This window comes from Sulfurimonas sp. (assembly GCF_023229025.1).
Classification (GTDB): domain Bacteria; phylum Campylobacterota; class Campylobacteria; order Campylobacterales; family Sulfurimonadaceae; genus Sulfurimonas.
Genome location: NZ_JALOAA010000029.1, coordinates 1 through 26,753, shown reverse-complemented (window position 1 = coordinate 26,753; position 26,753 = coordinate 1). Strand labels below are relative to the sequence as shown.

Below are 26,753 nucleotides of genomic sequence, written 5' to 3'. Positions count from 1 at the left end.
GTAAGCTAAAAGCTCGGCTTTTTTATCTGTATCGACTAAGTAGGCTACTTGATTGATAGCATCTACAGTTGAGTTCTTTTTAGATGCTTCAATAAATGCCGGTTTTGTTAGTATAAGTTTTGATAGCTTTCTTACCTTGTCGCTGTAGGTTGCAGAAAATAGGAGGGTCTGATGCCTTTTTGGCAGAAGTGGGTGGATGTTTTTTATCTCTTTTACAAAACCCATATCTAACATTCTATCTGCCTCATCAAGGACAAAAATCTCTACATCTGAGAGACTCAGACCCTTTCCTATATGCTCAATAACTCTACCGGGTGTCGCAATGACAATATCAACTCCCTCTCTTAAGAGCTTCTGCTGAGCCTCTAAATCCTTGCCGCCGACTAAAACGACAATCTTTAATGACATATTTTTTGCATACTTTTGTAAATCATCATATATTTGAATAGAGAGCTCTCTTGTAGGAGAGAGTATAATCCCCCTCAAAACCCTGCTTTGCTCCGCCGATGTTTTTCTGAGTCTCTGCAACATAGGAAGTCCAAATGCGGCAGTTTTTCCCGTTCCTGTTTGAGCTGTAGCAAAAATATCACTTTTTGCCAAAACTAGAGGGATTGCTCTTGTCTGTATGCTTGTAGGTTTTTCATAGCCCATATCTTTTATGGCACTAAGAAGTTGTTTTATAACTCCCAATTTTTCAAATGACATCAATTTACCTACTTTCTTTTATTGATGCAATTTTAACATATTATTAAAAAAATAAGTTTTATCTAGATATAATCACTTCACATTTCAAAATGGCATAAATTATGATTAGAAAAACATTTAAAAACTTAAATGCAAGTGAAAAATTAAAAACTTTTATACAAAAGCACAAAGTACCTACCGAGTATCTATCTGCCAATAGAAAGATGGTCTCTAGAGCTGTTTTTATAGGGCTTTTTATAGCTTTTATTCCGATGCCTATGCAGATGCTTGCAGTTGTCATACTAATACCTTTTATAAGGTTTAACGTGCCTATCGCCCTTGCTATGTGTTGGTTAAGCAACCCTTTTACTATGCCGGCTATGTACTACATGGAGTATATGACGGGGAGCTTTTTATTGGGTATGGAGACGACGCCTGTTGAGCTAACGGTTGAGTGGTTTAGGCAAAATATTGGAAATATTTTCATTCCTCTGTATGTAGGAGCTGCTTTTTACTCAATAGTAGGCTCTTCTGTAGGATACTATCTAGTTAACCACCTATGGAGAAGTTCTGTTAAAAAAGATCAAATTTCTCGTAAAAACGGTACCTACAAAAGAGCATCTAAAAGTAAAAAAAAGAGTACTAAAACTAATAAGTCTAAATCTTAGCAACTCTATTTTTAAAATATACCCATACAATAACACCTATTAAGCTCATAGCTAGACTCATAACTTGTCCTTGTGTTATAGCGTTGCAACAGATATATCCTATCTGGATATCGGGTGCACGCCAAATCTCTGCAATAGCGCGCAGTAACCCATAACTCACCCCATAAACTAAAATCAGCTCTCCACTAAATTTTTGGTAATTTCTGTAGGTATATACAACTATAAATACGCCAACTCCTTCTAATACTGCTTCATAAAGTTGAGAGGGGTGTCTTAAAACTCCATCTACTAAAATCCCCCATGGTACATCCGTCTCTCTGCCGATAAGCTCTTTGTTTAAAAAGTTTCCTATACGCCCAAAAACAAAAGCTAACGGCACACTAAGAGCCACCAAATCCATTATCTTACCAAGAGCGATTTTATGTTTTTTGGAGTACATATAGCTGCTTATTAAAAAACCAAGTACGGCACCATGATAGCTCATACCGCGAATTCCTACAAACTCACCGTCAACAAAAGGATTAAATATCTGCCAAGGATGGGAGAGGTAGTAAAGAGTTTGGGGGTCATAAAAGAGTATATATCCCAATCTTGCGCCGAGTATAACGCCGATTTCTACATAGATAAAATATATATCTATCCCTTTAGCACCAAAATCAAGACCATCTTTTTTAATAAAATATTTTCCGATAAAAAGAGCGCTCAAAAGTGCCAAGACGTACATGATTCCATACCAATGAACAGGCACAAAGAAGAGATTAAAAGCTACCGGATCAAAGGTTTCATATATATTGTTCCATGCAGACATTTTGCTTTAATCTCTCAAAGCTTCTGCAATTAGCTCTATAGGATTTTTAAAGATAGTTTTAGTGTCCGTATAACCCAAAGATGAGTTTATCTGCATTCTACATGCACTACACTCAGCACTTACAACATCAGCCTTTGTCTTGTTTATCATATCTGCCTTAGGGATTCCTGCCGCTTTTGCAAAATGATACTTCTCACTCTGCATTGTAACACCGCCAAATCCGCAACAGCTGTTTGGGTCGCTCATCTCAACAATATCATAATTTTTACTTATTAGATTTCTCGGCTCTTCATAAAGTCCCTGCATTTTTTTAGCATGACAAGGGTCGTGATAAGTTACTATTTTTGTATCTTTTTTCTTTGAAGCCAAAAGCTTTTCAAGTTCTGTGTGGTGCTGTAGCCACTCGGTTGCCATAAAGATTTTATCTCTAATGGCAACTGCTCTTGCCTTCCACTCCGGTTGGTCATGAAAGTAGTGCTCATAATCAATCTTGAGCATAGCGCTACATGTAGCTTCAGGAACTATAATGGCTTCAACATCTTTACTAAAGCTCTCAAAGTACTCTATATTGAACTTTGCATTATAATCAACCGTATAAAAATCTCCCGTAAAATAAGCAGGCGCTCCGCAGCACTTCTGATCTTTTGCCAAAAATGCGTCAATCTCTAAATGCTCTAATATCTCCAAGAGTGAATTTCCGACATTTACGTAGTTGTAGTTACCCAGACACCCTATAAAAACAGCTACTTTTCTTTTTCCACCGTTGTCTATATTCTCTTTATGAGAGTTCAAAAAAGATACTTTTTTAAGACTCGGAAGAACTCTGTCTGCTTTTAGCATAGGAAGATTAAAACGACCCGTCATGGAGTCGGTATCTGCTTTTATCTTAAATCCGCAAGTCTGAAACACCCACCCGAGTTTAAAAGCAATATCATTTAACCAGCGGTGGCGAAGAAGCAAGAAGAATGCTCTTTTGTACCAAGCTATGCCAAATTTCTTGCCAATATCCGCTCTTACTTGCTCTATTACCATATCGGTTGGAAGTGATTTTGGGCAGACCTCGACACATGCAGTACATAAAAAGCAGCTCTCAAAGATATCTTTTGCGTTTTGATCAAGTTCAAGATTACCTTTATGATAAGCTCCTAAAAGGTCTAAAAAACCCCTTGGAGAAGTAACTTCGTCTGCATTAACATTGTGAATAGTACAAACCGGAATACACTTCCCGCACTTAATACACTCATCAGTTATAGCACTAAAGTTAAAAATTTCTTGTGCGGTTTTGCTCATGGCTATACCGTTTTAGAGAATGTTTTAGAGCTTGCAGCGTGTTTTTTCATATAGGCATCAAAAGGCATCGCAATGTTTCTAATAAGAAGGGTCCCTGTCTCGGAGCACTCTATAAAATCATCATCAATAGTTAATAGCTCATCCTCTTCAAAAGGCTTAAGAGCCTCAATTGCATCTGCAAAATAGCTTTTAAATTCAATACCAAAGAGCTTTTCAAATCTTTTAATATCAAGCTTAAAGTTACTCATAAGCTCCATAATAACGAATTGTCTAATTTGGTCATCTTCGTTTAAAACAATACCGCGCTCAAATGGAAGTTTTCCTGCGTCTATTGCCTCCTCATAATCCCTCATCTCTTTGAAGTTCTGAGCATAGTGCGCAACACCTTCACCGATGGATGTAAGTCCTACTCCTATAAGGTCGGCACCGCCTTTTGTAGTGTAGCCCTGAAAATTTCTATGCAACTCGCCTTTTTTAATCGCCCTAAATAGTTCGTCCTCAGGTTTTGCAAAATGATCCATACCAATCATCTTATAGCCGTTTGATGTTAAAAAGTCGATAGTCTCTTGCATTATACTAAGCTTCTCATCAGGTAGAGGCAGGGTTGTCTCATCTATTTTACGCATCGTCTTTTTCATCCATGGAACATGCGCATAATTAAATACCGCAAATCTATCCGGATTTAGTGTGATTGCAAGAGATAACGTCTCTTTAAAAGTCTCTAGTGTTTGAAATGGAAGTCCGTAGATAAGATCAACGTTTACTGAGACCATATTGTATTTTCTTGCCAGATCCATAGCTTTTTTTGTTACATCATATGGCTGTATTCTATGAATTGCCTGTTGAACTTTTTCATTAAAATCTTGTATCCCAAAACTAACACGGTTAAATCCATTTTCGCTTAAAACCCTCATCTGATTTTCATCTATATGGCGAGGATCTATCTCACAACTAACTTCAGAGTCATCAGTAAAATTCGGGAAGTAAGAGCGAATCTCTTTTATAACCTCTTCTAACTGTGAGGCACTAAAAAATGTAGGTGTTCCGCCACCAAAGTGCATCTGAATTACGTTACGAGAGCAGTCTACATGTGAAGAGAGTATCTCTAGCTCTCTTTTTAGATACTCTAAGTACCTCATCATTTTGTCTTCTTTTGAAGTAAAGACTACATTACAGCCACAAAAATAACATGCATTTTTGCAAAACGGTAGATGAAAATAGAGACTCAAAGGACGAGACGAATCTTGCGATTTAAGCTTTTGTATATACTCATCATATCCAAAGGAGTCACTGAACTCCAGAGCTGTAGGATAGCTTGTGTAGCGAGGTCCCGGTTTTGAGTATTTTGTGAATTTTGCAAAATCTAGCATATGTGTCCTTAATTAATCTTACTTATATTTTATAATTGTGGCGATTATCTCTAAAAAGTGTTGAAATTATCATTAAATCTAATTTTCAAATCGCCCAGATAACTTTTTATAAACATCGCAACTCTCTAGAAGTTCGCTATGTTTTCCGCTTGCTATTATCTTACCCTTTTGCATTACCAAAATCTTATCTGCACTCTGGATTGTGCTTAATCTATGAGCAATTGTTATGGTAATTTTATCTTTTGTGTACTCATGTAGAGCATTTTGGATTCTCTTTTCGCTCTCATTATCCAAAGCTGAAGTTGCTTCATCAAAAAGTAGCAGCGATGCATGTTTATAGATGGCTCTTGCTATCGCGATACGCTGTCTTTGACCGCCTGATAGGTTTGAACCATACTCCTCCATCTTTGTATATATCCCATCCTCTAGAGAGCTTACAAACTCATATGCATCTGAGAGCTTGAGAGCTTCTATGACTCTTCTCTCATCTATCTCCTGACCATAAGCTACATTTGCCGCAAGAGTATCTTGAAATATATAAACTCTCTGCGTAACAAGCGAAATGTGATGTTTTAGAGAATCCTGAGTAAACTCTTTTATATTTACACCGTTTACAAGAACTTCCCCGCTATATGGGTCATAAAAACGCAAAAGCATATTTATAAAAGTGCTTTTTCCTCCTCCGCTATCTCCGACAAGTGCAATATTCTCTCCACGCTTTATATCTACGCTTACATCATCTAAAGCATAGGAGTCATCATATTTAAGCTTGACATTTTTAAACTCTACATGAGTTATATCATCTTTTAATATCTTACCCCCGTCGATAATTTTGTTTTGCATGTCAAGAACTCTAAAAACCCTCTGGCTTGCAGCAACTGCATCTTGAATTTTTGAGTAAATTGAGCCTATACGTCTAATGGGTTGAAAAACAAGTCCAACTGCAGTTATAAACGCGGTAAACTCTCCAACGCTCATTCGCCCCTCATAAACCTCTTGTCCACCTATAAATATTACTGCCGCTAGTCCTGCCGCTCCCACTATCTCCATAAGCGGAGATACTATATCGCCGACATATACAGACTTCATGTTTATCTTAAAAAACTGCCAATTTTGCACACTAAATCTATCTAGCTCAAATCTCTGCGTAGCATTGGCTTTTATAATTTCGCTGTTATTAAATACTTCCGTTAACCTGCTGACAACATCTGCATTTTTCTCTTGAGAACGATGGGAGTATTTTTTAAGCTTTTTTCCTATTAACAAGATAGGATATACGGCAATCGGAAGAACAACTAGCGAGTAAAAAGCAAGCATTGGGTTTAAATATATAACATAACCAACAAGAGCGACTACGGTTAAACTCTCACGAAATAGTTCAGGTAGCATATTTGAGACAAAATATCTTATGCGATCTATATCGTTTGTGACCCTTGAGATAAGCTCACCGCTTCGGTTTAGATATAAAAATTTCATATCAAGATTTATGATTTTCTCTAGCAGTATCTCTCTAAATCTCGTAACAATATGTTGCCCGATGTAGTTCATAAAAACCGACTGCATATATCTGCCTACTGATTTAAAAAAGTATATGCCGATAAGTCCAAGCGGAATCATATAGAGCATCTGCTCTTTTTTCTCTATAAACATCTCATCCATCAAAGGCTTCATGATGTGTGCGGTCGCAGTAGTAGCACTTACGGTAAAAATAATACCGACAAGAACCAGAAAATATTGGAGCTTATACTCTTTTATATATGGCCAATATCGTTTTAAAATTTTTTTCAATAACCATCCCAAACTTCTATTTTGGAGTGAATTTTATCTAAAAAACAGAAATAACCCTCAAATTATCTATTTTTCATCATCTTTTATGTAAAATCCTACTTATGAAAATATGTATAGTAAAACTCTCGGCAATGGGCGACATCATACATGCAATGACGGCTTTGCAGTTTATAAAAAAAGAGCTTCCGGATGCAAAAATAGACTGGGTAGTTGAGAGTGCCTTTAGCGACGTGTTAAAGAACAATCCGGATATAAACAATACTCTTCCCGTAAATCTAAAATCAATAAAAAAGAAAAAGAGCGAGATCTTTAATCAATACAAGCTTATAAAAGAGTACTCAAAAAACAGTTATGACATCGTTATTGATGCTCAAGGACTCTTAAAGTCAGCAATCGTTGCCAGACTTATCGGCGCAAAAGTTATAGCTGGTTTTGACAAAGAGTCGATTCGAGAAGGAATTGCTTCGTTTTTTTACAATAAAAAAGTCCATATTGCTTACGATGCAAATACTATAGACAGAAATGTTGCCGTAATCTGCAAACCGCTTGGCATTAAAGTTACAAGCGAACAAATCATAAATAAAGAGAAATTTCTCTTTTGGAGCTCACATGTAGATAATCTGCCGGAAATTTTTAATCTTTTTGTTATAGGTTCAACATGGGAGAGCAGAAACTATCCAAAAGAGAAGTTTGTAGAGATTGCAGAGGCTTTAAAAACAGATACCTACATAATTTGGGGTAGCAAAGAGGAGTATCAAAAGGCGCTTTGGATGCAAGAGCAGTCCGAGTTTTTACATATTCTGCCTCGCTGCTCTTTGGATGAGCTAAAATTTGTCATCTCAAAATGTAATTTGCTCATTGGGAATGACACCGGTCCGACGCATATGGCTTGGGGGCTTAATGTGCCATCAATCACCATCTTCGGACCCACTCCTATAAATCGTGTCTATGTTACACCTATAAACAGAGTTATAAAATCAAGCAGTGAAGTAAACCACTACAAGCTAAATAAAAATGACTTCTCTATACAAGAAATCAAATCAAACAAAATCGTAGAAATAGCTAATGAACTTATATGCAATAGCGTTATTAAGTAAGTTTTTGCTAAAATTCAACTAATTTAAACAAGGTGATATTTTAAATTATGAACATACTTATATTTACTTCAACAGGTGATATATCAACATTTAATAGCCAAAGACCAGAGTTAGAGATATATGTTTCCTTAGCCAAAAATGGACATAAGCTAGTGTTAATGGCTCAAGACAATGGTATATATTGCAAAAGACTTATTGAGCATGGAGTAGAAATCGTACATGCCCTACACTCAAAAAAAATAGATTTAAAAAATATAATACTCGCAAAAAAAATAATTAAAGAAAAAAAAATTGACATACTCTATGCAACATCTTCAAGAGGCATATCAAATGCAATTTTTGCCTCACTGTTTACAGATGTAAAACTAGTAACATACAGAGGAACAACAGGAGGTCTTTACAGGTATGACCCCAGCGCGTATCTAAACGCACTAAATCCAAGAGTTGACGGTGTAGTTTGCGTCTCAGAGTCTGTAGAGCGACATGTTAAAAAACAGCTCTTTAGTAATACTCAAAAAGCTGTCACTATATATAAAGGGCATGATGTAGAGTGGTATGACCAAGCTCCTGCTAATCTTGGAGAGTTTAAAACGGACAAAAACAACTTTAATGTTGCTTTTGTAGGAAACGTAAGACCTCACAAGGGTCTTATCTATGTTTTAGAAGCAATGAAATATGTCTCAGATTTACAAAACCTGCATCTTCTGCTTATAGGAGACAAAATATCCCAAGAACCGCACGCATCCAGTATAAAAAATAGCGGTATGAGCGAAAGAATACATATAACGGGATACAGGAGTGACGTTCCAAGCATCATATCTGCATGTGACATATTAATCCACGCTTCGACAAGAAAAGAGGGGCTACCAAGGGTTATTTTAGAGTCTTTGGCCAGCGGAACCCCTGTTATAGCATCTGCAAACGAAAGCTCTTTAGAGATAATAGAAGACAGCGTAAACGGCTTTATTGTACCCATAAAAGACGCAAAAGCAATAGCACAAAAAATAAGAGAGCTGTACGACTCACCGCAGACTCTGCAAAATCTAAAAGAGCATGCTAAAGATGTCATAAAAAATAAGATGTCGCATGAGAACACTGTAAAAAAATATATAGAGTATTTTGAATCTCTTTTAAAAAAATAAAAGGTCGCTATTTAAGCATAAGAGGAAAGTTACTTGACTATAATTACAAAGAATAAAACAAAGCATTAAGGATTAGATGAAAATGAAAGGGATTATACTAGCCGGCGGGAGCGGCACAAGACTTTACCCTATAACAAAAGGGATAAGCAAGCAGTTAGTTCCCATCTATGATAAACCGATGATATATTATCCCTTGTCCGTTTTAATGCTTGCGGGAATCAAAGAGGTATTAATTATTTCTACTCCTCATGACCTGCCGCGATTTGAAGAGCTTTTAGGCAACGGAAGTGATCTGGGAATGAAATTTTCTTATGTTGCGCAGCCCTCCCCCGACGGGCTTGCACAAGCTTTCATACTTGGCGAAGAGTTTATAGGAGACGACGATGCTTGTTTGGTTCTCGGAGATAACATATTTTACGGACACGGTCTTACAGAGCTTTTGGCTACCAGCGTAAAAAACGTAAAAGAGGAGAACAAAGCAACTGTATTTGGCTATTATGTAAGCGACCCACAGAGATACGGAGTAGCTGAATTTGACTCAGAGGGAAATGTAACGAACTTGGAAGAGAAACCGAGCAACCCAAAAAGCAATTATGCAGTTGTAGGGTTATATTTCTACCCAAATGACGTAATTAAAAAAGCGAAAAATGTAAAACCTAGTGCTAGAGGCGAGCTAGAGATAACCACGCTAAACCAAGACTATTTAAACGAAAAAAGATTAAAAGTTGAACTAATGGGGCGTGGCTATGCATGGCTGGACACAGGCACACATGAGTCACTGCTTGAAGCCTCCCAATACATTGAGATTTTAGAAAAACGCCAAGGGCTAAAAGTAGCATGCCTTGAGGAGATAGCTTACGAGATGGGCTATATAACAAAAGAGCAGCTTTTATATCTTGCTGAACCGCTCAAAAAAAATCAATATGGACAGTATCTTATAGCAAAAGCAAAGAGAGGCAAGTATTATGACCATTAACCCAACACTCTTAAGCGGAGTCTTTGAGATAATACCGTCTGTTTTTAGAGACAACAGAGGTTATTTTACAGAAAGCTTTAGACTTGATGTAATGCAAAAAGAGCTTAATCTTACAAAACCTTTTGTTTTAGAGTTTGAATCAAGATCTCTTAAAAATACACTAAGAGGATTGCACTATCAGATAGAGCCGCACGCACAGTCAAAGCTTGTAAGCGTAAGTTATGGAAAAGTTTTGGATATTCTTGTAGATATCAGAAAATCATCAAAAACTTTTATGCAGCATATCTGTGTAGAGTTAAGTGATGAGAACAACAAGCAGCTCTATATACCTGAAGGTTTTGCACATGGATTTTTAGCCCTATCTGACACAGCCGTAATGCACTATAAACTTGACGGCTATTATGATGCAGAGTCATATACCGGCATAAACATCTTTGACAAAGAGCTAAATATTGAGCTTCCCATAGATAGAGATTCACTCATAATTTCACAAAAAGATATAGAGTTGCCATCTTTAAAAGATGCCACACTATTTGAATAAAAGAGTATTATGAAAAAAAAGCTAATAATTACTGGTGCAAGCGGATTTATAGGAAGCTATCTACTTAAGAGCATATTGGAAGATGGCGAGTTTGAACCAATTGTTTTAGTAAAAAGCACTTCTGATTTATTTAGAATAGAGAAGCTTCTTGAAAAGTGCAAAGTTTACCATGTGGATAAAACAGATATAGAGACAATCTTTACTCAAAACAGCATCTACGGTGTGCTGCATTTGGCAACACTATATAAAAAATCACACAGCAGTAGCGATATTGAAGAGATGATATATTCAAATATAACATTTCCCACAAAACTAATCGAATCAGCTGCCAAACATAAGTGCAAGTTTTTTATAAATACAGGAACTTTCTTTGAGTATGACCTCTACTCAAATCCAATCAGGGAATCCTCAAAACAGACGCCTTATAACCTCTATGCCTCAACCAAAGCTGGATTTAACTCTGTTCTTAGCTACTATGCTAATACTTCGGCATTAAATATTGTGAGTCTAAAGCTTGCTGCCCCGTTTGGGTATAACGACAACCATAAATTAATTCCGTTTTTAATAAACTCTCTGCTTGAGAACAAAGAGGTCATACTTGAAAAAGGTGAGCAGGAGTGGGATTTTGTATATGTCAAAGATGTAATAGAAGCATTTAAAAAAGCTATATTATTTTCATCAAACAGCCAAAGAAGCCTGCATGAAGATATATTAATAGGAACCGGCCTTAAAGTAGCCGTAAAAGAGATTGCAGATATATTAAACAAACTACATGGAGAGAAGCTGATAAAATGTACAAAAGAGTACCCATGCAGCCAAATATTTGAAGCATATACAGACAACTCAAAAGCAAAAAATATGCTTCAGTGGCTCCCGAAGTATTCAATAGAAGAAGCGTTAAATGAGACATATAATTTATATAAGGAAAACAGAAAATGAAAGATAAAATTTTAGAGTTAGTAGCAGAGTTTATAGATAAACAGGAGAAAAAATTTATACCTGGTGAGTCAATAGTTCAATACACTGGACCAACAATAGATAAAGATGAATATACAGCAATTATCGGTACCGTTTTAGATGGCTGGTTCGGGCTTGGGGCTCAAGCTACAGAATTTGAAGCTAAAGTTGCTCTAAGACTTGGAAAACTCCATGCTGTGTATGTAAACTCCGGCTCATCTGCAAATTTAATAGCTCTAGAGACCATGAAAGAGATCTACTGCAAAGAGAAAAAAACATATAAGATAATAACACCTGCCGCATCATTCCCGACTACTGTCAATCCTATAATCCAACTGGGGTTTGAGCCTCTATTTGTAGATGTTGAACTTGGTACATACAACATGGTTGACGAACAAGTTCTAGACGCCCTAAAGGATGATGACGTTATCGGCATCATGTATGCACACCCGCTTGGTATTCCTGTTGCAAATACTAAAAAATATTATGAACTGATTAAGCAAAAAGGTGGTTTTTTAGTGGAAGATTGCTGTGATGCTCTTGACTCTACATATAATAACGGTGATTTGGTAGGAAAGTATTCCGATGCTGCTACATTGTCATTTTATGCAGCTCACCACATTACAACCGGAGAAGGCGGAATGGTTGCATTCTCACAAAGAAGTGCTGCAAACATTGCCAGATCATATAGAGACTGGGGGCGCGCATGTTTTTGTTCCGGCAAAGATGTCCTCTCATCTACCGGGGCATGTAACAAAAGATTTGCGGATTGGCTTGGAACAGGCGTGATAACCGACCACAGATACGTATATGACAGAATAGGCTACAACGTAAAACCTCTAGAGCTTCAAGCTTCTATGGGACTGGCACAGCTAAAAAAACTAGATGCTCTGACACAAAAAAGAAAAGATAACTACACATGCTTAAATAACTTTATGAAAAGATATGAAAAATACTTTATCTTGCCTACGACAGTTGAAGGAACTACAGCTTCATGGTTTTCATACCCTATAACCATCAAAGACGAAGCACCATTTAAGAGAGCCGATATAGTTGAGTTTTTAGAAGAGAATAAAATTCAAACAAGAAACTTTTTTGCAGGTAATCTGCTTGACCATCCTGCCTATAAACAATTTGATTTTGATCTGAGATACCCACTTGATAATGCATCAAAAATCACAAACCAAACATTTATGATTGGTGTATGGCCTGGGCTAAATGAAGAGATCTATCAATATGTATTTAAGGTATTTGAAGATTTTTTTGCAACTAGAGGTCTAAAATAGCATGAATATCTTACTGACTGGCACTGCAGGATTTATCGGAAGCAATTTTGTTCCATATTTTTTAGAGAAATACCCGGAGTATAATCTTGTAAACCTTGACCTTTTGACATATGCGGGAAATCTTGAAAACTTAAAAGAGTGCCAAAACAATCCAAGATACAAGTTCATAAAAGGCGATATCTGCAACCGCGAGTTAGTAGAGTTTATATTTAACGAGTACGACATAGAGGGAGTTATCCACTTCGCGGCGGAATCACATGTGGACAACTCTATTAAAAACCCAGGGGTCTTTATAGAAACAAATGTCAACGGTACTTTTACTCTGATAGATGTAGCATACAAATATTGGATGGATAAACCATTTACATATAAACAGAAGTATCAAAACTGCAGATTCCATCATATCAGCACCGATGAAGTCTACGGCACCCTTGGAGAGAGCGGTCTATTTAGCGAAACAACTCCTTATGCACCTAATTCTCCATACAGTGCATCAAAAGCAAGCAGCGACATGATAGTTCGAAGCTATCAAGAGACTTATGGCTTAAACACGGTAATAACAAACTGCTCAAACAACTACGGCCCTAAACAGCATGACGAAAAACTAATACCTACCATCATAAGAAATGCGCTGGCGGGTAATCCTATTCCCATATACGGTGATGGTAAAAATATACGAGACTGGCTCTACGTGCTTGACCACTGCAAAGGGATAGATCTGGCTTATCATAAAGGCAAAGGCGGAGAAGTGTATAACATAGGCGGAAGAAACGAGCGAACAAATCTTCAAATAGTCAATACTATTTGTGAGATACTAGACAATAAAGTTCCAACAGACAAAAGCTATAAAGAGCTCATCACATTTGTTGAAGATAGAGCTGGGCATGACAGACGCTACGCCATTGATGCCTCTAAGATAGAAAACGAGCTCGGCTGGAGAGCCGATGAGACTTTTGATACCGGCATAATAAAAACAATCGAGTGGTATTTGAAAAAGTATAATAAGGGTATGCATGAGTAAAGAGTTCAACCCTCTAGTTACTTTTTTTATACCAAGCTATAACCATATCAAGTATGTGGAAAAATCTATAGTCTCTGTATGTGAACAGACATATAAAAACTTAGAAATCATTATTATAGATGACGGCTCAACGGACGGCTCTCATCATTTAATTTTAAAATTGCAAAAAAAATATGGTTTTAAATATATTCATAGACTAAACAAAGGTTTAATAAAAACACTTAATGAAGCATTAGAGATAGCCAATGGAGAATATATCTGCTGGGGTGGCTCTGATGATTACTTTGCCTTGGATAAAGTTCAAAAACAGGTGGATTTTTTTAAAACACACCAAGAGTATGCAGTTTGCTATGGCAAGATGATCTATATTGACAGTAACGGCAATATAAAAAAAGAGGCAAAAACAAAATATAATGCCTCCGGTTTTGTTTTTGACAAACTTCTATACAGAAATTTTATTACACTGCCTACAGTAATGGTTAAAACTTCTGTCATAAAAGAGTTCGGCGGCTTTGATGAAAGATTTTTTCTTGAGGATTACCCTTTATGGCTAAAAATTTCAAAAAAATACAAAATAGGTTTTCTTGATGAAGTTTTAACTTACTATAGACTGCACGACTCAAATGTCAGCGGAGATCTCTTTAAAATGATAAAAGAAATAGAACATATTCTAGCTGATTATAAAAATGAACCTGAATACAAAAAAGCGATTAAAATGTTGCACTACAGATGGTTCTGCGATCTGTCAAAACATAACAACAAAGAGATGACAAAAGAGTATATGAAAAAATCATTTCTTTACTCATTTTACAAACCAAGATATATTAATAGTTTATTGAGATATTACTTGAAGGGAAAAAATGCATAAAAGCAGCACTGCCGTTATTTGCCTATCTCCAAATAGCGGAGGTATGGAGATTAATGCTATGAAACTGGCACAAAAGCTCAGCCTGCATTCAAATATAACCCTGATCGCAAAAGAAAACAGCTTTATCAAAAACAATCACTCCAAATATATACAAAACAGCCAGGTCAATATAGAAACAATAAAGTTTCGCTCCTCCATAAGCTTCTCAATATATTCAAGGACAAAAGAACTCATAAACAAAAATAATATTAAAAATGTCATATTTTTTGGAGCAAGTGAATTAAAATCGCTCTATTTTGCATTTTTAGGTCTTGATATAAATTTGATTATTGTGCACAGCACCACAAAGTCTACTCCAAAAAAAAGTTTCTTTCACAGACTGATTTACAGTGACGTCAATTGGCATATTGCAATATGCAAACATCTTGAGAAGAATGTAAAAAAGATAATTCCTTTTGGAAAAAAAAGCCGGCTGAAAGTCATATACTCCTCTTTTGATATAAAAAAGATACAAAAAAATACAGACGAAAAAATTCTTACAATACTCCATACCGGGAGAATAGCTGAAGGAAAAGGGCAGACAGATGCCATAAAAGCTTGTAAAAGCCTATTTGAAAATAACATAGAGTTCAATTTTTTTGTGGTTGGTGGTTTTGAGAACGATGCTTATAAAAATAAGTTTATGGATTTATACAACGATTTACCATACAAAGACAAAATAGTTTTGGTCGGATTCACAAATGACGTTGAATCATACACTGCAAGATCGGATATTTTCTTATTTCCTAGCTACGGAGAAGGTTTAAGCAATGCTTTTGTTGAGGCTCTTAGCAATAATCTTGTCTGTATCTCTTATGACAATACATCATTTTCGGAATTTAAAGAACTTGGTTTTTATACTCATCTGGTCAAAGATAGAGATATTGATGAACTCTCAAAAAAACTACTTTTTGTGTCAAAAAATATAGATAATGAGATATTAAGAGCAGAACCAAACTTTGAATTGGCAAAAAATGTATTTAACACACAACAAGAGATAGATAGCTATCTGGAAATTTTAGTTTAGGCGGTAATGAGATGAAGACATTAATAATAGGCAAAAGCAGCAATCTCTCAATTAGATTAATGAATTTCATTGAAGATGCAGAGCTATTGTCAACACGCGATATTTGCAATGAAGAGATACCATGGAAAAGCTATCAAGGTAAAGAATTAAACATTATTTTCAATAACTTTCAAAAAGCAACGATGTTAAATGACTTAACATCCCCTGTAAATTATATTAAATACTCTATTTTAGCTACTTCGATAGTATTAGAAAACTTGGCAAAACATCAGAATATAAATAAAATTATATATACAAGCAGCAGTTCCGTATATGGAAATAATATTTTTTGTAAAGAGAGTGATGATATAAAGCCGATTAACCTTCACGCATCACTAAAAGCTTCAAATGAGAGATTAATTGAGCAGTTTTGCAAACTTAATAATATAGACTACACAATAACGAGAGTTTTCAATATGTACGGCGGTGATGATGAGTTTTCAATAGTTTCAAAGATCATAAACAGTTATATAAACAATGAAGTTTTAAATATTGCAAATCACGGCTCTGCTATAAGGGACTTTATCCACATTGACGATGTAGTAAAGATTTATAGAGACATCTTAACGATTAAAAACTTGCCGATTCTAAACATAGGCTCCGGAGAGGGAGTATCTATAAAAAATATAATTGATTACCTTAAACTAAACAATATTAATATAAAAACGACAAATATCTCAAGAAGCGAAATAAAAATGTCAACGGCAGATAATGATCTCCTTTTAAAAAGTATTAAAACAAATAATTTCACTAAAGTCGAAGACTATATTTTAAAAGTCATTCAACAAAAAAGCAAGGATTTTTAATTGACAAGAACTAAAAGAGATTACCTTGTTTACTATATCTATTTTTTTATATTTATAACTCCTCTTAATACATTTAAGAGCCAACTGTTCATAACAACTACTCTGCTATTAATTGGATGGCTCTTAACTTTTGATTTTAAAGAAAATAGATTTATTCAAGAGTTAAAAAAACTTTTCTCCTTCCCTCCATTCTTGCTGATAGCTCTATTTTTTCTGTTAAATTTTATATCTTTTTTATGGTCTTCAAATATCAAAGATTGGCTTCATATACAAAGTTTTTTCAAATACTATTTAATAATAATACCTGTTTTGGCAACAACACTTACTGCAGATGAGGCAAAAAATGCTTTTAAAATTTTCTTAGTTAGTCTTACTTTTTATGCAATTTTTACCATTATGATCTATTTAGGCCTATTGACAGTTACAAAAACACCTGAAGACCCATTTGGAACTTTGGCATACTCAGTTGCGACCCCATTTATGGTTATAGGCTTCTTTTGTGCTATTGTTCTATCTCTTTACGAAAAAAACCAAAAAATAAAATATATTTTTTATATGATTGCCGTTATGTTTTTTATCGCAATATTTATCCAAAACGGAAGAGCCGGTCAGCTTGCTTTTTTCGGAACCCTTTTTATGTTAATGATTATATACTCAAAAAAACTTATCAGTCTCAAAAGTACTATTTTTGTCGTAATCGTAGTTATATTATCTTTGTCTGCGATTCACTTCTTAGGAAAAGACAAAAGATTTATAAAAGGATTTAACGAGGTAAAACTTTTGGTAGAAAAAGGTGAGTTTAAAGGCAGCTGGGGAGCAAGGGCATATGTATGGAGCGGTGCCATAGAAGGAGTAAAAGAGAACCCTTTTTTGGGTGTCGGAGCAGGCGGCAATATCGACTATATTCTTGAGTTTCAGAAAAACAACCCATTCTACTCAGACTCTACAGTCTTAGCAACACATAATCTGCACGTAGATATCTTATTTAAATACGGCATATTTGGATATACCCTATTTATAGGCAGCATAATACTGCTTATACTTGCACTGTCTCAAAAAGAAGAGAAGCTTTTTGGACTTCTTGGAGTTGTGTTTTTTTCAACGATTTTATTTAGCTCTCTTGGAGATGATATGCTAATCATCAAACCGGTTAACAACGTATTTATAAATATTTTTATATTGCTATCTGTTATTGTTATTAAAAAAAGTCCTGAAAAGAGATTGAACACTTAGTGTCTGTCAATTCCTTGCTCACACTTAAATTGCTTGCTCCTCTTTTTCTCCTCCATAAGCTCTAAAGCCCAATCTGAACTTATTTTTTCCCTGATACTTCTTGGATGATATAGATGAAAAACATTCGCCACATATTTTGCAGATTTTAATTTAAGTCCTATAGCCTTAAATCGCCACTCAAGATCGGTATCGTCCCCTACAGCAGTATCTCTATATGCCTCATCGTAACCGTTTATCTCAACTATATCTTTTTTAAAACATGCATAATTACATCCGAGTATCGAGGTGCTTGCTTTTCTATTTTTTATAAATGTTTTGTATATCCACCCATCAGGTGAGACACGAAATCCATCTTCGCTATGCCTTTCAATAGCATCTTTTGCAATAAACAGATATCTAAACAAGAATGTCTTCTCTAATGTAAGAGTTGACAACTCTCTATCTCTTAATTTTTTTGAGTATTTAGGTCCAAGGTTCATCCTTCTTCCGCTTAGCACATATCCATCCTCTGCAAGCTTGACATAAGACTCCACGAAAGTACTATATGGCACACAATCACCATCAATAAATATTAAAAAATCTCCACTGCTTGCGATTATACCGTTATTAAGAGAGCGGGTTTTTCTTATTCCAAGATCCTCTTGAGTTGTATGCTTAATGTTAAAATCTTTAATAGATTCTATATACTCTCTCATTTGAGTATTCTCTCCATCCTCCGCTATTACTACTTCAAAATCTGTGTAAGTCTGATATCTCAGAGCATCCATTATAAGCTTTAATGCTTCAACATCCTTGTATACTGCTATTATCAGACTTACTTTTCTGTTTTTGTCAAGCATTAGAGGATTTTTCCCTTTTAAAGTTTCTGTACATTGCCTAATCATCCTGCTAGAAAATTATTATTTTTTAAACTATCTATATACTCTTTTATGCTTCTTGTAGCTCTCCATCCCAAGGCTTCTGTCTTATCTGTCAAAACATCCGCACTCATTCTGTTGCCTTTGCGCTCAGGTAGCATATTTATCTTACCGCCAAACATTTCTGCTATTTCAAGAATAGTATAACTCTCAGGACTGCCAATGCCGAACTCATCTCCGTAACCGTATTTTCCTACAAGTACTAATCCGTCTATGATGTCTTCGATATGTGTAAAGTTTCTCTTCTGCGTACCTGGACTTACTATTGTTAACGGCTCGCCTTTTTTCATCTTCTCTTTAAAAAGTGCTATAAGTGTCGCATATTTTCCGCTTTGAATCTCCCTTTTGCCATAAACATTGTAAAAGTAGACAATAGCATAAGGCACATTGAACCAAACCCCATAGTTTTCCACCAGTTCCGTATTTGACGCTTTTGTCCATGCATATGGACTTTGACTTCGCCCAAGCCCTCCATCTCCAAACTTAGTACTGCTCCCAGCATATACTATTTTAGCACCAGTTTTTCTGGCAAACTCCAAAACCGCAAATATACCGTTCTTGTTATACTCCCACACCTTTTCTATATCATCAAAACTCTGCTCCACTCTTGAGTATTCCCCGAGATGATATATTATATCTGGAGAAAAGGTTATCAGCTTCACTATATCAGAAGTAGAGCCTTTTATGTATATTACGTTCTCAACATGATTTTCTATACTTCCTGTAAAGTAGTTATCTAAAGAGTAGACTTCGTTCTCCGCCTCAAGGGCAAGTCTTTCACATAAGTTGGAACCTATAAAGCCCGCTCCTCCTGTTACTAGTATTTTCTTTTTTCTTATATTCTCAGTCTGCATTGTTAAACCTATCTATTGTCTCAAATATATATTCTGCTCTCTTTAGGTCAGTGTGATACGCCAACATCTTCTTTAAACCGTTTTTAGCTATCTTTTCTCTTTTGTCTTCATGTTTTAAATAATATTTGCCAAGATCTACCAAGTCGGAAAGATTATCTTGTATAAATATAGCCTCTTTTTCGTGTTCAAAATTATTTGGTATAACGATACCCGGCTTTTGACTCATCATAAATCCTCCTACCGCAGGCACTTCCCAATATCTCATAGTATCCCATCCGCCACCTCTAAGATTTAGTATGATCTTACAAGCCGCCAATTCCTGTAAGTAAAAATCCCCTTTCCGTTTATACTTGCTAAACCTCTGATTTCTTGATGTACCGTTTTGCCTACAATTAAACTCATTTTCTAGTATAGCAAGCGCTTTAGTCCTTATAGGATGAGACTCGACTGCCCAAAAAGAGAAATCATATTTATACTCGTTTTTTATATTCGGGAGTCTGTCAAAATTAAAGCACATTGGAAGAGGAAATACATTCTCCTTATGCTCAACATCTACCAAATACTCTCTTTTAAAAATTATATCAAACGGTCTAATATTTACAGCTTCTTGATACAGCACAGAATAACCGTAGGATTTAAGGTCGACTCCTATCTCACTCCCATCACCGCCATCGATAAAAACAACGGGTGTTTTTGCAGGAATTTTATGAGCTATCTCTATATATGTTTTAAATGCTTCTACTTTGCAAGAACCCACAAAAACATAATCGAACTTTTTAAAATCCATATTTCTAAACAGTGATTTAAAGAAAGAGCCTTTGATATAACCATTGTTTTTAGGATATTTTCTATACGGCACGTGAAATTTTTTGTTCCATTTGTAGTCTATGACATTGTCAAGCCCGAACTTTTTTACTAGTCCGCTGTATGTAAGATCCTGAACATAGTCAAAAGACTGTGTGTTTATATATAATATTTTCACCTATACACTCTCCAAAACACTATTTACTTCCTCAAATTGCTTCACTTCCTCAAAAACATCTTGCGCTTTTTTGCGCCCACTAACAGCAAGCTTCTCTTTTAACTCTTTATCCATATACAAAAGCTCTATCTTCTCGGCCAGTGAATCAGAATTCTTACTTTCAAATAGCAGACCGCTTTGTCCATCATCAATTATCTCTAAGGGGCCGCCGTCATTGCTTCCTATAACGCATATACCGCACTGCATAGCCTCTATAAGAACTAGACCAAAGGTCTCTTTATGTGTTGCTAAAACGATTACGTCACACAGCTTCATATGGGCTTGCGCTTCATTTGTAAACCCGGTAAATACTATGTTTTCATTAAGGTTGTCGCGCGACACCTCATCCTGAAGCTTTTTTAAGTAAAGCTCATCCATAGCATGACCGATGACAAGCCCTTTTATATCTATGCCCTTACCTTTGAGCTTCTTTATAGCGTCTATTAAAAGATACTGCCCTTTTGGCTCTTCTATTCTTCCGACTATACCGATTATAAAATCGCCATCTTTGATGCCGTAATCTTTTTGCAGCTGCTCTTTTTTATCTTGCTCTATTTTATCGCATCCCGCAGCGCCTATATACGAAGTGAGAACTTTTGGTCTTATCTCTTGGGGTATAAACTGTTCTATCTGACTCTGCACCCGTTTTGTAACGGCTATCATCAGGTCAATATTTTTATATAGCCATCTATGGTAAAAATCACTCTTAAATCTGGTCATATGCATATGTCTAGTCTGAACAATTTTTGGAGACTTTTTTGAGATTTTTTTTGCAAGAACTGCTGTTGGGAGATCTTTTGTCCAGTGAACATGAAGCAAGTCGATATCGTGTTTGTCTATTAACTTTGCTATTTTAAAGGCGTTAGAAAAGAGAGAAAAAAATGATTTTCGCTTTGTCTCAAAAAACTTTATACCGCTCTGTGAAAACTTATCCTTTAGCTTACCCTCTTCATTTATGATACTTACAATATTCATTCTGGGGTTTAGGTATAAACAGAGTTTATACATATAGAGTTCCAACCCACCCAAATCAGGTGAAAGGCAAATTTCTAGTATATTTTTATTCAAGTGACAAGGTACCTTTTGTTATAATGCGCGTATTTTAACTAAATATAAATTATTTTCATATAAGAAGCGATACGCACATGAGCTACAAATACGCACTAAATCAAAATTTTGAAAATTTCAAAGAGTCTCTTGTTGATATAAAAAGATACTTTGAACTCTCTAAAAACTCTATACACAAAGCAAGAAACGAGATAAAAACTATTATCTTTGAGGATAAAGAACTTGTAGTAAAATCTTTTAAAATCCCAAATATCATCAACAAAATTATATACACATTTTTTAAAGACTCTAAAGCAAAAAAATCATATGACAACAGCATGAGAATTATAGAGTTTGTACCAAAACCTATCGGCTATATTGAGTTTAAGAGATTTTGCTTGATTGATGAGAGTTACTTTGTAAGTGAAAACTTCAAATACGACTTTACCATACGAGAGCCGCTTATTGATGACTCATTTGAAGACAAAAGTACTGTTTTAAAGGCTTTTGCCAAGTTTACGCTAGCACTTCATGAAAACGGTATTTTTCATCTTGACTACTCTCCGGGAAATATTTTGATAAAGAGAGAGAGTGACAACTATACGTTTAAAATAGTGGATATAAACAGAATGCGCTTTGGCAGTTTAAGTCTAGAGGAGAGGCTTGAAAATTTTGCTAAACTTTGGGCAAAAAATGATGATTTGCAGATAATTATCAAAGAGTATGCAAAGCTTTTTAATAGTGACGAAGAGAGTTGTGTTAAAATAGCGCTTAAATACTCTCAAGCCCATAAAGATAGAAAAAACAGAAAAAAAAGATTAAGAGGAGTAGACGTTGTTGATTAGTACGATGTATCACAATATAAATTCTGATAAATACTCAAATGATTTTAATGTTTTTAGGAAGCATCTCTTATATATAAAAGAGAACTTCAGTGTCGTACTACCAAGAGAAACGCTAGAGGGCAGAAAAAACATCTGCCTTACTTTTGATGATAGCTTCTACAACTTTTATGAGTATGTCTTTCCGCTCTTAAAAGAGCTGGGTCTTAAAGCTGTTTTGGCGGTGCCTACAAAGTTTATTTTAGATGATACAGATGTAAAAAAAGAGGAACGATTAAATATCAAACATGATGATACTTACACTCAAATACAAAAAGCACCCTTTTGCACGTTTAAAGAGCTTAAAGAGATGAGTGAGAGCGGATTTGTAAAAATAGCATCTCACTCACATAGTCACGTAAATTTATTAACATGCAAAAATTTGGATTTTGAACTTCAAGAGTCAAAAAGAATTTTAGAAGAAAAACTAAATATAAATTGTGATACATTTATATTTCCTTATGGAAAATACAATCAAAATATCGTTGAAAAAGCACAAAAAAAGTATAAATACCTCTTTAGAATAGGCAATGGCATCAATAGTGATTTTAGTGGCATAAAAGGAGTCATATATAGAGTAAATGCTGATAACCTTAAAGATGAGAGCTCTATATTTTCTTTTTTTAATATTGTAAAATATAGCATCAAATCTTTTATAAAATCTTTTTAGGAATCACATGGATATCAGTGCAGTTATAATTGTAAAAAATGGCGCTTTGACTATTAGCCGCACGCTGGATGCGTTAAAAGAGTTTGATGATGTTGTCGTCTATGACAACGGCTCAACAGACGCTACGGTTGAAATTGTAAAAAAATACTCAAATGTAAATCTTATTCAAGGCGAGTTTATAGGTTTTGGTCCCACTAAAAACAGAGCTGCCTCATTTGCAAAAAATGATTGGATTATTATTATAGATAGTGATGAAGTTATCGATGATGAACTACTAGCTACCTTAAAAACAAAAAAATTTCAAAAGAATAAAATATATGTTTTAAATTTCTTAGCTTATTATAAAGAGAGACAGATAAAGCATTGTGGCTGGAACAACCAGAAAATTAAAAGAGTCTATAATAAAACCGTAACAAAATTCAATGACAACTATGTCCATGAAAATATAATAGATACGGGATTTGAGCAAGAAATTTTAGACGGAAACATAAAGCACTACAGCTATCACTCTATTAGTGATTTTATTATTAAAGTTGATAGATATTCATCTCTATATGCAACTAATAATGCCGGGAAAAAGAGCTCTTCCCCCGCAAAAGCGATATTTAACGGTGTGTTTTCATTTATAAAGACATACTTTTTTAAACGCGGTTTTTTAGACGGATATGCAGGATTAGTTATAGCGTTTTCACATATGGCTACAAATTTTTACAAATATATAAAACTTTATGAGTTAAATAAAGAAGAGAAGTAGATTATTATATTTTAGATAGTTCTGCTTTTACCTTCTCAAAAAGCTCTTCTCTTTTTTCTTTATCACTTGGTATCATATAGTGCTTTTGCAATCCTTCATCCCCGACACTCTTCCACCTTTTAGAGCTCGCAAATAGATTATCCGCAAAAAATGTCATTGTAGGTGTTCCTACCAAAGAAGCCACATGATATGTTCCTGTAGAGGTTGATATAAAGAGCTTAAAACTGCTTATGAGTTTTGCAAAATAGACAAGCCCTTCTAACGAGAGATAAAAAATAATATCTACATCATAAAGTCTGTTTTGCATCTCCTCATAAAGCTCTTTCTCATCCGGACCAAATGTAAGTACTACCTGATATCTATTCTCTTTTATAACTTCACGTATTAAAATCTCATACTCATCAAGGCTCCAATTCGCATCACTTGAGCCGCCAAAGCCTACATGAAAAGCAACTACTTCATCTTTTTGTATATCGTGATTTGCATGAAAGACTCTATATATCAGCTCTTTGTCTTTAAATGTCAAAAGAGGTTTTTTATACTCTAAACTTATATCGGCAAAGAGTGCACGTGTCAGCTTTAAGTTATATTCAAACTCGGCCATCTTCACTTCGCTTCGTCTCTGAAGAACTCTTTTATTATAAAAAATCTGTGCTATTTTAGTTGCAGGTGCTATTCTCTTTGGTATGTGTGCAAAAAATTGTGCAAGTGCCACACGGGTGTTTGAAAAAAGAGTAACAGAAGCGTCTGCCTTTGCTTTTTTTATTTTTCTAACCAGCCCCCAAAAGCTTTTGCCATCATCTACAATAACCTCATCTATAAAGTCGCAAGCTTCTGCCAAAGCTCTGTTTATAGGAGCTACGCAAGCAATTACTCTGTTTTGCGGGGCATGATGCTTTAGTACATACATAGCGGGAAGAGCCGTTATAAAATCACCTAGTTTATCGGTACGCACTACAAGAATATTCAAAAAAAAATCTCCAAATCATTAATGGGTAATTTTATCTTAAAAAGGTTATAATTCGCCTTATGAAAGAGCCATTTATCTGGGATAACTATTCCGACCAACCATATCCGCTACAGGACAAAAGTTATAAGAAAAAGATGCGAAGAAAGGAGCTTGGCTCACTTCTTAAAACTTTTTTTATCTCTCTTTTGATACTCCCCGTCTCAATTGTGATGACTCCCTTTGTAAAAAGAAAAAGGATAGACTCAACTAAGTTTTTCTGCCTTGGTGTAGATTTTGAGCGCAATCCAAAAGCCACACTTGAGATGATAGAGGAGCTAAAAGTTGAGAGAATACTTCTTCGTTTAAAACTGTGGGAGATGCAAAAACTGCCAATTTTAAAAGATTTTATACTACAAAACAGAGATAAAAAAATAACTATAAAAATCCTTCAAGACAGAGAACATGTCGAAGATTTAACACTTTTGCGTAAAGAATTAGAGACAATTTTTACAGAGTTGGCTCAATATGTAGAGATATTTGAGATTGGCTCGACCATCAACAGAGCAAAATGGGGATTTTTCAGCGTTGATGAGTATAACCGTTTTTTTAAAGTCGCTTATGATCTAAAATCTGAAAAGTTTTCGCATATTAAACTCATAGGAAGCGGTGTTATTGACTTTGAGTATCACTTTACTGCACATACTTTATTTAACTCTTTTAAATACCGCTACGAAGGAGTCTCTTCACTTTTATACGTAGATAGACGCGGTGCACCTGAAAATTTGCAGATGGGGTTTAATCTTCAAGACAAAATCTCACTTCTTAGCACTATGGTTTGGCTTAGCCCAAAAAGCAGCCATGAGCTTCATATTACTGAGACTAACTGGCCTATAAGCAACACTGCTCCTTATGCACCGACAAGCGAATATGAGTGCGTTAGCGAAGATTTATATACCGACTACATGTTAAGATACTATCTTCTTGCTTTTGCATCACAGCAGGTCGACTCTGTATCTTGGCATCAGTTAATTGCTCCCGGTTATGGGCTTGTTGACAATAGAGACGGTATTAAAAAGCGCTTAGCATTTGATGCCTACAAATTTATGGTACAAAATTTAAAAAACTCTCAATTCTTGCGACTTGATATAAAACGTGGCTACTACATCCTTCAATTTTTAGTAGATAACACTCTTCTGCAAATCCACTGGTCACTTAAGCCGACAACGCTAAAAAGTGAAGATTTTTTTACGGTTTATTCTCGTTATGGCGAAAAAGTAGAGAGTCAAATGTTGGAAATAGGCTCTTCGCCTCTCTATATTTACATAAAAGACGCGGTATAATTCTGCTATGAAAATACTGATAATCTTACCAAACTGGTTAGGTGACGCTGTTATGGCAACTCCGGCAATTGAGCTTCTAGCAACGCAATATCCAAATGCAGAATTTACCTTTGTAGGCAGTTACGTCTCTATTGAAGCACTAAAGTATCATCCTCTTTGCAAAATAGCAGTGGTAGATAAGACAAAAAAATCATCAAACAGAATCAAAGCGACATATACGCTTGCCAAAAAACTCGGTAGTTTTGATCTGGCAATCTCATTTAGAAATCAAATTCACTCATCTTTGCTTTTAAAACTAACAGGTACTGTTCTATCAATTGCCAGAAAGTCATGGCACTCTATGTTTTTGCTCTCGCACACACCTAACGTAAAGGCAGATAAACACCTCTGCATGCAGTATGCCGAACTTGCCATGGTTAATAATGACAGGTGGAACAAAATCACCCCAAAACTAAAATTATACATAGAGCCTGATGTGTTTGAAAAACCGACAATGGGCATTAATGCAGGAGCGACTTATGGAAGTGCTAAGAGATGGTATCCCGAGAGATTTGCCAAAGTAGCAAGAGAGTTTAGCGACAAATACGACATAATAATTTTTGGCGGACCAAACGAAGTGGAGATGGCAAATGAGATAGAATCATCTCTTGTGGCTTCAAATATAAAAAACTATAAAAATT

General features: G+C 35.4%; 27 protein-coding genes. 17 read left to right on the top strand and 10 right to left on the bottom strand.

Features of this window, described 5'->3' with window-relative positions:
• Positions 1–705 (bottom strand): DEAD/DEAH box helicase (locus M0Q20_RS07990; protein ID WP_295060312.1); only part of this gene is annotated, 705 nt, incomplete at its 3' end.
• Positions 706–806: 101 nt separating this feature from the next.
• On the opposite strand from M0Q20_RS07990, the gene M0Q20_RS07985 reads away from it, so the two are divergent.
• Entirely contained in the window at positions 807–1,352 is a 546-nt protein-coding gene (locus M0Q20_RS07985) for a DUF2062 domain-containing protein (protein WP_295060309.1), read from the top strand.
• On the opposite strand, the gene lgt is transcribed toward M0Q20_RS07985, so the two are convergent.
• From lgt to M0Q20_RS07965, 4 genes are all read right to left on the bottom strand, one after another.
• Entirely contained in the window at positions 1,342–2,160 is an 819-nt protein-coding gene (gene lgt, locus M0Q20_RS07980) for a prolipoprotein diacylglyceryl transferase (protein WP_295060306.1), read from the bottom strand. The genes M0Q20_RS07985 and lgt overlap by 11 nt on opposite strands.
• Positions 2,161–2,166: 6 nt before the next feature.
• A complete protein-coding gene (locus tag M0Q20_RS07975) occupies positions 2,167–3,450 on the bottom strand; it encodes a (Fe-S)-binding protein (protein ID WP_295060305.1) in 1,284 nt (427 codons plus the stop codon).
• A gap of 2 nt (positions 3,451–3,452) precedes the next feature.
• Positions 3,453–4,820, bottom strand: coding sequence for an oxygen-independent coproporphyrinogen III oxidase (gene hemN, locus M0Q20_RS07970; protein ID WP_295060302.1), 1,368 nt, complete (start codon positions 4,818–4,820; stop codon positions 3,453–3,455).
• A 78-nt stretch (positions 4,821–4,898) separates the two neighbouring features.
• Positions 4,899–6,608, bottom strand: a complete 1,710-nt coding sequence (locus M0Q20_RS07965; RefSeq protein ID WP_295060300.1) for an ABC transporter transmembrane domain-containing protein — start codon at positions 6,606–6,608, stop codon at positions 4,899–4,901.
• A 101-nt stretch (positions 6,609–6,709) separates the two neighbouring features.
• Here M0Q20_RS07965 and waaC point away from each other — a divergent pair, with 101 nt between their 5' ends.
• From waaC to M0Q20_RS07910, 11 genes are all read left to right on the top strand, one after another.
• Positions 6,710–7,705: a lipopolysaccharide heptosyltransferase I gene (waaC, locus tag M0Q20_RS07960; protein WP_295060297.1), complete on the top strand. Its 996-nt coding sequence runs from the start codon at positions 6,710–6,712 to the stop codon at positions 7,703–7,705.
• 47 nt (positions 7,706–7,752) lie between these two features.
• Positions 7,753–8,847: a glycosyltransferase family 4 protein gene (locus M0Q20_RS07955; RefSeq protein WP_295060294.1), complete on the top strand. Its 1,095-nt coding sequence runs from the start codon at positions 7,753–7,755 to the stop codon at positions 8,845–8,847.
• A gap of 82 nt (positions 8,848–8,929) precedes the next feature.
• On the top strand, positions 8,930–9,823 hold the full coding sequence (rfbA, locus tag M0Q20_RS07950; RefSeq protein WP_295060292.1) for a glucose-1-phosphate thymidylyltransferase RfbA: 894 nt from the start codon (positions 8,930–8,932) through the stop codon (positions 9,821–9,823).
• Positions 9,813–10,364 (top strand): dTDP-4-dehydrorhamnose 3,5-epimerase, encoded by a 552-nt coding sequence (gene rfbC, locus M0Q20_RS07945; RefSeq protein ID WP_295060289.1) that lies wholly within the window; start codon positions 9,813–9,815, stop codon positions 10,362–10,364. Before rfbA ends, rfbC begins: the two co-directional genes overlap by 11 nt.
• Before the next feature lie 9 nt (positions 10,365–10,373).
• Positions 10,374–11,303, top strand: a complete 930-nt coding sequence (locus tag M0Q20_RS07940) for an NAD(P)-dependent oxidoreductase (RefSeq protein ID WP_295060286.1) — start codon at positions 10,374–10,376, stop codon at positions 11,301–11,303.
• Positions 11,300–12,607 carry a lipopolysaccharide biosynthesis protein RfbH gene (rfbH, locus tag M0Q20_RS07935; RefSeq protein ID WP_295060284.1) on the top strand — a complete coding sequence of 436 codons (1,308 nt, stop codon included), beginning with the start codon at positions 11,300–11,302 and terminating at the stop codon, positions 12,605–12,607. The genes M0Q20_RS07940 and rfbH overlap by 4 nt, the downstream gene beginning before the upstream one ends.
• Position 12,608: 1 nt before the next feature.
• Entirely contained in the window at positions 12,609–13,628 is a 1,020-nt protein-coding gene (gene rfbB / locus M0Q20_RS07930) for a dTDP-glucose 4,6-dehydratase (protein WP_295060282.1), read from the top strand.
• Positions 13,621–14,496 (top strand): glycosyltransferase, encoded by an 876-nt coding sequence (locus tag M0Q20_RS07925; RefSeq protein WP_295060279.1) that lies wholly within the window; start codon positions 13,621–13,623, stop codon positions 14,494–14,496. The genes rfbB and M0Q20_RS07925 overlap by 8 nt, the downstream gene beginning before the upstream one ends.
• Positions 14,489–15,562 carry a glycosyltransferase gene (locus M0Q20_RS07920; RefSeq protein ID WP_295060276.1) on the top strand — a complete coding sequence of 358 codons (1,074 nt, stop codon included), beginning with the start codon at positions 14,489–14,491 and terminating at the stop codon, positions 15,560–15,562. Before M0Q20_RS07925 ends, M0Q20_RS07920 begins: the two co-directional genes overlap by 8 nt.
• A gap of 11 nt (positions 15,563–15,573) precedes the next feature.
• A complete protein-coding gene (locus M0Q20_RS07915) occupies positions 15,574–16,407 on the top strand; it encodes an NAD(P)-dependent oxidoreductase (RefSeq protein WP_295060274.1) in 834 nt (277 codons plus the stop codon).
• Positions 16,408–17,640 carry an O-antigen ligase gene (locus tag M0Q20_RS07910; RefSeq protein WP_295060271.1) on the top strand — a complete coding sequence of 411 codons (1,233 nt, stop codon included), beginning with the start codon at positions 16,408–16,410 and terminating at the stop codon, positions 17,638–17,640.
• Here M0Q20_RS07910 and M0Q20_RS07905 read toward each other — a convergent pair.
• From M0Q20_RS07905 to M0Q20_RS07890, 4 genes are read right to left on the bottom strand one after another with little or no spacing between them, the layout of a single operon-like run.
• The gene (locus M0Q20_RS07905; RefSeq protein WP_295060268.1) at positions 17,637–18,479 is read right to left on the bottom strand and encodes a glycosyltransferase; all 843 of its coding nucleotides are present in this window, start codon (positions 18,477–18,479) and stop codon (positions 17,637–17,639) included. The genes M0Q20_RS07910 and M0Q20_RS07905 overlap by 4 nt on opposite strands.
• A 41-nt stretch (positions 18,480–18,520) precedes the next feature.
• Positions 18,521–19,411 carry an NAD-dependent epimerase/dehydratase family protein gene (locus tag M0Q20_RS07900; RefSeq protein ID WP_295060266.1) on the bottom strand — a complete coding sequence of 297 codons (891 nt, stop codon included), beginning with the start codon at positions 19,409–19,411 and terminating at the stop codon, positions 18,521–18,523.
• Complete coding sequence (locus tag M0Q20_RS07895) at positions 19,401–20,393, bottom strand: glycosyltransferase (protein ID WP_295060264.1); 993 nt, start codon at positions 20,391–20,393, stop codon at positions 19,401–19,403. The genes M0Q20_RS07900 and M0Q20_RS07895 overlap by 11 nt, the downstream gene beginning before the upstream one ends.
• Entirely contained in the window at positions 20,394–21,500 is a 1,107-nt protein-coding gene (locus M0Q20_RS07890; protein WP_295060261.1) for a glycosyltransferase family 4 protein, read from the bottom strand. It lies immediately after the preceding gene.
• A 77-nt stretch (positions 21,501–21,577) separates the two neighbouring features.
• Here M0Q20_RS07890 and M0Q20_RS07885 point away from each other — a divergent pair, with 77 nt between their 5' ends.
• From M0Q20_RS07885 to M0Q20_RS07875, 3 genes are read left to right on the top strand one after another with little or no spacing between them, the layout of a single operon-like run.
• A complete protein-coding gene (locus tag M0Q20_RS07885) occupies positions 21,578–22,324 on the top strand; it encodes a hypothetical protein (RefSeq protein ID WP_295060258.1) in 747 nt (248 codons plus the stop codon).
• Positions 22,314–23,030 carry a polysaccharide deacetylase family protein gene (locus tag M0Q20_RS07880; RefSeq protein WP_295060255.1) on the top strand — a complete coding sequence of 239 codons (717 nt, stop codon included), beginning with the start codon at positions 22,314–22,316 and terminating at the stop codon, positions 23,028–23,030. Before M0Q20_RS07885 ends, M0Q20_RS07880 begins: the two co-directional genes overlap by 11 nt.
• Positions 23,031–23,037: 7 nt before the next feature.
• Positions 23,038–23,784 carry a glycosyltransferase family 2 protein gene (locus tag M0Q20_RS07875; RefSeq protein ID WP_295060252.1) on the top strand — a complete coding sequence of 249 codons (747 nt, stop codon included), beginning with the start codon at positions 23,038–23,040 and terminating at the stop codon, positions 23,782–23,784.
• Between the two features lie 4 nt (positions 23,785–23,788).
• Here the strand turns inward: M0Q20_RS07875 and M0Q20_RS07870 are convergent, their stop codons facing one another.
• Positions 23,789–24,754, bottom strand: coding sequence for a glycosyltransferase family 9 protein (locus M0Q20_RS07870; protein ID WP_295060249.1), 966 nt, complete (start codon positions 24,752–24,754; stop codon positions 23,789–23,791).
• Positions 24,755–24,813: 59 nt separating this feature from the next.
• Between M0Q20_RS07870 and M0Q20_RS07865 the strand changes: the two genes are divergently transcribed.
• Both M0Q20_RS07865 and M0Q20_RS07860 read left to right on the top strand, forming a co-directional pair.
• The gene (locus tag M0Q20_RS07865; RefSeq protein WP_295060247.1) at positions 24,814–26,073 is read left to right on the top strand and encodes a glycosyl hydrolase; all 1,260 of its coding nucleotides are present in this window, start codon (positions 24,814–24,816) and stop codon (positions 26,071–26,073) included.
• Positions 26,074–26,080: 7 nt separating this feature from the next.
• Positions 26,081–26,753: glycosyltransferase family 9 protein (locus tag M0Q20_RS07860; protein ID WP_295060244.1), on the top strand; the 673-nt coding region annotated here is incomplete at its 3' end.

What these genes read in the sequence shown, in the direction of transcription:
- M0Q20_RS07885 (WP_295060258.1), top strand. Translation starts at nt 21,578, where the DNA reads ATGAGCTACAAATACGCACTAAATCAAAATTTTGAAAATTTCAAAGAG.
- M0Q20_RS07920 (WP_295060276.1), top strand. Translation starts at nt 14,489, where the DNA reads ATGCATAAAAGCAGCACTGCCGTTATTTGCCTATCTCCAAATAGCGGA.
- M0Q20_RS07915 (WP_295060274.1), top strand. Translation starts at nt 15,574, where the DNA reads ATGAAGACATTAATAATAGGCAAAAGCAGCAATCTCTCAATTAGATTA.
- M0Q20_RS07865 (WP_295060247.1), top strand. Translation starts at nt 24,814, where the DNA reads ATGAAAGAGCCATTTATCTGGGATAACTATTCCGACCAACCATATCCG.
- M0Q20_RS07875 (WP_295060252.1), top strand. Translation starts at nt 23,038, where the DNA reads ATGGATATCAGTGCAGTTATAATTGTAAAAAATGGCGCTTTGACTATT.
- M0Q20_RS07925 (WP_295060279.1), top strand. Translation starts at nt 13,621, where the DNA reads ATGAGTAAAGAGTTCAACCCTCTAGTTACTTTTTTTATACCAAGCTAT.
- hemN (WP_295060302.1), bottom strand. Translation starts at nt 4,820, where the DNA reads ATGCTAGATTTTGCAAAATTCACAAAATACTCAAAACCGGGACCTCGC.
- M0Q20_RS07975 (WP_295060305.1), bottom strand. Translation starts at nt 3,450, where the DNA reads ATGAGCAAAACCGCACAAGAAATTTTTAACTTTAGTGCTATAACTGAT.
- M0Q20_RS07905 (WP_295060268.1), bottom strand. Translation starts at nt 18,479, where the DNA reads ATGCTTGACAAAAACAGAAAAGTAAGTCTGATAATAGCAGTATACAAG.
- M0Q20_RS07985 (WP_295060309.1), top strand. Translation starts at nt 807, where the DNA reads ATGATTAGAAAAACATTTAAAAACTTAAATGCAAGTGAAAAATTAAAA.
- rfbH (WP_295060284.1), top strand. Translation starts at nt 11,300, where the DNA reads ATGAAAGATAAAATTTTAGAGTTAGTAGCAGAGTTTATAGATAAACAG.
- M0Q20_RS07955 (WP_295060294.1), top strand. Translation starts at nt 7,753, where the DNA reads ATGAACATACTTATATTTACTTCAACAGGTGATATATCAACATTTAAT.
- rfbA (WP_295060292.1), top strand. Translation starts at nt 8,930, where the DNA reads ATGAAAGGGATTATACTAGCCGGCGGGAGCGGCACAAGACTTTACCCT.
- rfbC (WP_295060289.1), top strand. Translation starts at nt 9,813, where the DNA reads ATGACCATTAACCCAACACTCTTAAGCGGAGTCTTTGAGATAATACCG.
- M0Q20_RS07900 (WP_295060266.1), bottom strand. Translation starts at nt 19,411, where the DNA reads ATGCAGACTGAGAATATAAGAAAAAAGAAAATACTAGTAACAGGAGGA.
- waaC (WP_295060297.1), top strand. Translation starts at nt 6,710, where the DNA reads ATGAAAATATGTATAGTAAAACTCTCGGCAATGGGCGACATCATACAT.
- M0Q20_RS07940 (WP_295060286.1), top strand. Translation starts at nt 10,374, where the DNA reads ATGAAAAAAAAGCTAATAATTACTGGTGCAAGCGGATTTATAGGAAGC.
- lgt (WP_295060306.1), bottom strand. Translation starts at nt 2,160, where the DNA reads ATGTCTGCATGGAACAATATATATGAAACCTTTGATCCGGTAGCTTTT.
- rfbB (WP_295060282.1), top strand. Translation starts at nt 12,609, where the DNA reads ATGAATATCTTACTGACTGGCACTGCAGGATTTATCGGAAGCAATTTT.